Here is a 5,775-nt window from a genome sequence, read left to right as displayed (position 1 = left end):
GAGGCCTCCGAACTGATCGCCGAAATCGGGGTCGCGATCGAACTCGGCGCGACGGTCGACGAGGTCGCCGACACCATCCACACCCACCCGACGCTCTCGGAGGCGACGATGGAGGCCGCCGAGAACGCGATGGAGCAGGCGATCCACACACTCAACCGGTAGTAGTGCCGACTTGCGGCTACTCCCAACCCCGGATCGGGGGTTGCTATCGCGACATAGCGTGTACTGCATCCGCGAGGGGAGTCGCGATAAGCGTCGGAGATCCGACGCAGTACCCGCGCTGCCGTCACCCTCTCACCCTGGCACTGCCGCACCGCTCCCGGGAGGCTTATTTTCCCGGTCAGCGAGGAACCGCTATGGAACGCGAAGTCATGGGGGAGTCGCCGTCGGTCGCCGACTCCGCGTTCGTCTCGGAGATGGCGTACCTCGTCGGCGACGTCGACGTGGGGACGGACGCGAGTCTCTGGCCGTTCGTCTGCCTTCGTGGCGACATCCGGGAGACAGTTGTGGGAGCGGGGACGAACGTTCATACTGTCGGCTATAACTACGTGAAAATTTTCGACACCCCGGGGTGTCGAAATACTTCACGTGACTATAGCCGACAGTATCAGGAGTTCTCGATGCTCCACGGCGCCCGTGTCGGCGACCGCGTCACCGTCGGCCACAACGTCGTCATCGACCACGCCGATGTCGGCGACGACGCCTTGATCGGGATGTCGAGCACCGTCCAGTTCGACGCCAGGGTGGAATCGAACTCGCTTGTGGCCGCCGGGTCGTTGGTCACCGAGGATACCGTGGTCCCGGAGGGTCACCTCGCGTACGGCGTGCCGGCTGAAACCAGGGAGCTCACCCCCGAGCAGGCGGCGGTCATCGAGGAAACGGCCGACCATTACTTGAAGAACCGCCGCGTGTACAAGGCCGCCGGCGGGTTGGAGCAGTAGTCGGTCCGCTCGACCACCCCGGTACTGTCGCCCCGGACGAGTCAGTCCCGGCGCTCCCGGCGGCTCCGCTGTTGTTCGTTTCCGGGAGACAGCGCCGTCTCGATTATCACCGAGCGAAATCGCCACTAAGATTAAAATACGGGTGCCGGCATAAACAGTATATATGCCAGGAGTCCCTCGCTCGGATACATTCTCCATCACTCCGTACTACGACGACGGATACGAGGGGCGACACGACGAGATTGCGGCCGCTATCGACCAACTCGCCGCAGACACCGGCGTCACCTTCGGTGACCTCACCCACCTCGACCGGTCGGGCTCCGACGGGGTCGCTGCGGGCGGCGCGGTCGTGTTCGCGGCGGATCCCGAGTCGGTCCCCGAGCGGATCGACCCACAGACGGTGTGGGTGACACCGGATCCCGAGGCGGCCGGTGACGCCGTCGCCGCCGGCGCCAGCGACGCGATCACCTGGGAGCCGGGGGCGGGGCTCGGGTTGCTCGCGGCCAAACTCACCCGGGCGGTGCCGACGGCGGCGAGGCCGGACGGAGCCGGCGCGGCCTACAGGACCGCCCAACGCGGCGAGGCGGCGCTTCGGACGGCCGAACGGATCGACGACGGGCTCTTGCAGGTCGATGCCGACGACCGGATCACCTACCTGAACGACGCCGCCGCGTCGGCGTTCGGCGTCGACAGGGAGGCGCTCGAGGGGCAATCCGTGTGGAACGCGCTCTCCGAGCGGGCGATCAGCGAGGTCCGTGACGCCGTCAAGCGGGCGCGAACGCAGGAGACGGCTGTCTCCACCGACGTCGTGACCGACGAGGGCCGGGCGTTCGACGTGACGCTGTTCCCCGATAACGGCCGGCTGTCAGTCACGATTCGTGACCTCGATGACAGCCATGCAGAAACCGACCGCACGATGTACGAACACCTGGTGAAGACGGTCGGCGACGCGGTCTACATCGTCGGCGACGAGGGGCGGTTCACGTTCGTCAACGATGCGCTCTGTGAGATTACGGGGTACGAGCGGGACGAACTCGTTGGGGCGTCCGTACACAAGATCAAAGACGACAGGACCGTCGCGGAGGCCGAAGCCGCGCTTGCGGACCTCCTCAGACAGAAGGGGGACACGGGCCCCGACGAGATGTCGATCGCGAAACTCGACGTGGAACTCGTCCGGAAGGACGGCAGCCGTGTCCCCTGTACCGACCGGATGACGCTGCGGCCGCTCGAAAACGGATCGTTCACCGGAACGGTCGGGACCCTGCGGGACATCAGCCGGCAGCGCCAACGGGAGCGGATCTTCAACAACCTCCTCGAGGCGACCCAGGACATGGTCGCCGTGGAGACGACGGCCGACGTGGCCGACCGGGTGGTCGACGTCGCGACGAACACCATCGACGCCGATGGCGCAGTCGTCCGTGAGTACGACGCCACGGCCGACGCGCTGGCGCCGGTCTCGGTCTCGAAGACCGCCCACCAGCGGCTCGGCGACCGGCCGGTCTACGACGCCGACGAGGGACCCGTGGGGACCGCGTTCACCGAGGGCCGGACCGTCGAAATCGACGACCCCGACCACCTGGGGGGCGCGACGATCGGCCCGACGCTGTATCTCCCGATCGGCGACACCAGGGTCCTCAGCGTGGGCCACGCAGAGGGCGAAGTGGTGACCGACGACGAACGGCAGTTCCTCGAACTCCTGACTGCGACCGCCGGGTCGGTGTTCGATCGCGTCGAGCGCGACCAGGAACGCCGGCGGTACGAGGCGGTCGTCGAAACCGCCAACGACATGCTGTTCACCCTCGACGCTGACGGGACGTTCACCCTCGTTACGGAGTCGTTCGCCGCGATGTTGGGGCGGACCCGGGCGGAGCTCGTGGGCACCCGAATCGACGACGTGCTGGTCGACGAGACCGTCGCGGAACTCATCGCGTCGCCACCCGCGGGGTCGCACGTCAGCGAGACCGAACTCCAGTCGCGCGACGGTGGCGAGATCCCGACACGGATCGCCGTATCCCCGATCTCGGACACGGCAGTCAACGGCGTCGTCGGGACTGTCCAGGACATCAGGGAGCTCCGGTTGGCCGAACAGGAGGCGTCCCGGCAGCGCCGTCGGTTCGCCGAACTGTTCGGGTCGCTCACCGACCCGCTCGTGGAGTTGTCGTTCGGGACGGCCGGCCCGACGATCAACACGGCGAACGACCAGTTCGTGGCGCTGTCGGCCGTCAGCGGCGACGACCTCCGTGACGCCCGGCTGGAGGCGGTCGCAGACGCACTGCCGGACCAGATCGCCGAGGCGCTCGAGGAAATCGCGACGCGACGGGAACAGATCGAGCGGGAGATCCGGATCCGGACCGACACCGGCGTCCAGTTTTACCTCCTCCGGAGCGTTCCGTACCGGGACGACAACGGCGAACACGCCTTCGTCGTCCTGACCGACATCACGGAGGTTAGACACCAAGGCACCCACCTCCAAGTCCTCCACCGGCTGCTGCGGCACAACCTCCGGAACCAGACGAACGTCATCCACGGCCGTGCGGAACTCATCGAGGCGGATGCGGCGGACCCGCAGATCGCCGCCCACGCCGACCAGATCGCGGAGGCCAGCCGGTCCCTGCTCAACACCAGCGAGACCGCCCAGACGGTCCAGCAGATCCTTCACGCCGACCGGGTAGACCCGGAGGCGTTACCGGCGGCCGACCTGCGGGACCGCCTCGAGCGGGTCGTGACCTCGCTCGGTCCTGACGCCGACGTCCGGATCGAGATCGATACGGACACGCATGTGCCGTACGACGACCCGATCGAGAGCGCGATCACGGAGCTGCTCGACAACGCGGCCGAACACGGAACGTCCGGGAGCGACACGTCGGTCACGATCACCGTTTCCGACCACGACGACCGCGTTCGGATCGCGGTCGCGGACGACGGGCCGGGGCTCCCTGACGCGGAGTGGGCGGTGGTCGCAGGCGACCGCGAGATCACCCAGCTTCAGCACGCCTCGGGGCTGGGGTTGTGGCTCGTCAAGTGGGTTGCCGACAGACACGGTGGGGACCTCGAACTCCTGGCCGCGGGCACTGACGGGACCACCGTCGCGATCGATCTGCCCGAGGCCTGACCGTCCACCACCGGCACCGCAGCGAACCGTTCGGCTTCTCCCGGAACGGGTCCGATTACTCGGATCATCAAAACGATGAATTTGCTCAAATTCGTTCGTATATAGGTGGCTGCAACCCCGTGACACAGTATGGACGACTACTGCACCAACTGCGGGGCGTCCCGTGGCCGTCGGTACGCCCTCGCCTTCGACAGCGGCACGAGCCTCCCGGATGTCCGCCTCTGTGAGCCGTGTTCCGAGTCGTTTCGGGCGGAGGGGTGGATCGATGTCACGGCGCGTTCATCCGGGCTGTCAGCCACACACGACTGACCCGATAGCAAGCGATCGCAGGCCGTCTCACTCGTAGGTCTCTTGGGTCAGCAACTGCAACCGTGTCCCGTTGTACGAGACAGTCACCCGGGAGGTGTTGCGGTCGAACCGGAGGCCATCGATCGTTACTGACGCGTTTTTCGCGGGTAACGCGGCCGTCTCGTTCGTTGAGCCGTTCTGGCGCGTGACTCGCAGCCGGTAGGCCTCCCGCGTCGGGACCACTGTCACGTTCCGTCCGGCGAGCGTCGGCCCCGCGGTGACGGGTTCGGAGGTGTATACGACCCGCCCGGACCCGCCGTCGTCGAGCCCAACGCGGTAGGCGGTGCCGCCGCCGAGCACCTGCCACCCGTCCCGTTGTGCGTACACCGTTTCGCGCCACCCGACCCCGCCGAGACGGACGGCAACGCGGCCATCGAACGCCAACCGGCCTTTCGTCGCTGCCGTTGTCCAGATCCCCCGCTCGCTGCTCCGCACGATGACGCCCGAGGTGTTGATTTCGGTCGTCTCCCCGAACGCGTCGACGTCGACCACCGAAATCTGTCCGTTCCGCACGTTCTCGGCGTACGTGACCTCGTAATCGCGGACTGTTCGCTCCTCCCCGGGAAGCTCCCCCGAACCGGCGGTGAAGAGGTTCGTCGGGACCGCCGGCCCCGCTAGTGCCGCAGTCGTGAGCAGTAGGACGCCTGCCGCGACCTGCCAGTTCCGGACCACCCCGCTGTCGCCGCCGAGGTCCCACTCGAAGAGGGGATCGTCGCGGGCGACGACCCCGATGACGACGAGAACAGCCAGCGCCGCTATCAGGATCACGCCCACGGCGCGGTAGAGGACGTACGTGTCGCCGCCGCGGTACCAGTAGACCGCCCACAGCGACTGCTCGACCGCGACGAGCACGGCGCCGAGCCAGAGGCGTCGCGCACTCGGCCGGCAGTTTCGTCCCCGCCTCCGAACGATCCAGAGCCCGAGCAGGACGCCGACCAGGAGTCCGAGCGCGTGCCCCTGGATCGCGATGTCGGCCCACCACGGCGAGATGTACGCCGGGCGGCCGCTCGCAGTGAGCGTCGGGGACCGGAGCGCGTTGTACACGAGCCGGAGTGCCCCGCCGCCGGCGAGTGCGACCACGGTCCCCAGGGGATAGTTCACCAGCGCCACGCCCGCGAACGCGAACACGACGCCCGAAAACCCGATGATCGGGCCGATCGCGAACACCGAAGAGAGCAACCCGACCACGAGCACCGCGACGGGAAACGCCACGAACGCGCGGACGTACGGGTTCGTCCGGAGCGAGGAGAACGTCTGTGACCCACGCCGTCTGGGGAAGTGGCCCCACGCGTACTCCGCCAGCGGTGCAAGCGTGAGCGTTCCGATGAGGTTGCCGATCAGGTGGCTCGCGCCGTTGTGCGAAAACGCGGCGGT

General features: G+C 67.4%; 4 protein-coding genes and 1 pseudogene. 4 read left to right on the top strand and 1 reads right to left on the bottom strand.

The window, feature by feature from the left end:
- The 4 genes and pseudogenes from Q0925_RS09020 to Q0925_RS09005 form a co-directional block, all read left to right on the top strand.
- A pseudogene (locus tag Q0925_RS09020) lies at positions 1-162 on the top strand (dihydrolipoyl dehydrogenase); the annotation flags it as partial.
- Between the two features lie 194 nt (positions 163-356).
- On the top strand, positions 357-941 hold the full coding sequence (locus Q0925_RS09015; protein ID WP_299334416.1) for a gamma carbonic anhydrase family protein: 585 nt from the start codon (positions 357-359) through the stop codon (positions 939-941).
- Positions 942-1,104: 163 nt separating this feature from the next.
- Positions 1,105-4,053, top strand: coding sequence for a PAS domain S-box protein (locus Q0925_RS09010; protein WP_299334413.1), 2,949 nt, complete (start codon positions 1,105-1,107; stop codon positions 4,051-4,053).
- A 129-nt stretch (positions 4,054-4,182) separates the two neighbouring features.
- Complete coding sequence (locus Q0925_RS09005; protein ID WP_299334411.1) at positions 4,183-4,362, top strand: hypothetical protein; 180 nt, start codon at positions 4,183-4,185, stop codon at positions 4,360-4,362.
- 27 nt (positions 4,363-4,389) lie between these two features.
- Here Q0925_RS09005 and Q0925_RS09000 read toward each other — a convergent pair.
- Positions 4,390-5,775 (bottom strand): rhomboid family intramembrane serine protease (locus Q0925_RS09000; protein WP_299334409.1); only part of this gene is annotated, 1,386 nt, incomplete at its 5' end.

Source organism: Haloplanus sp. (assembly GCF_028275055.1).
Lineage (GTDB): Archaea > Halobacteriota > Halobacteria > Halobacteriales > Haloferacaceae > Haloplanus.
The sequence above is the reverse complement of the archived record's forward strand: the minus strand, read 5'-3'. Positions and strand labels throughout refer to the sequence as shown.

Bases quoted from the DNA above. Each gene is read 5' to 3' on its own strand.
- Q0925_RS09015 (WP_299334416.1), top strand. From the start codon at position 357: ATGGAACGCGAAGTCATGGGGGAGTCGCCGTCGGTCGCCGACTCCGCG.
- Q0925_RS09010 (WP_299334413.1), top strand. From the start codon at position 1,105: ATGCCAGGAGTCCCTCGCTCGGATACATTCTCCATCACTCCGTACTAC.
- Q0925_RS09005 (WP_299334411.1), top strand. From the start codon at position 4,183: ATGGACGACTACTGCACCAACTGCGGGGCGTCCCGTGGCCGTCGGTAC.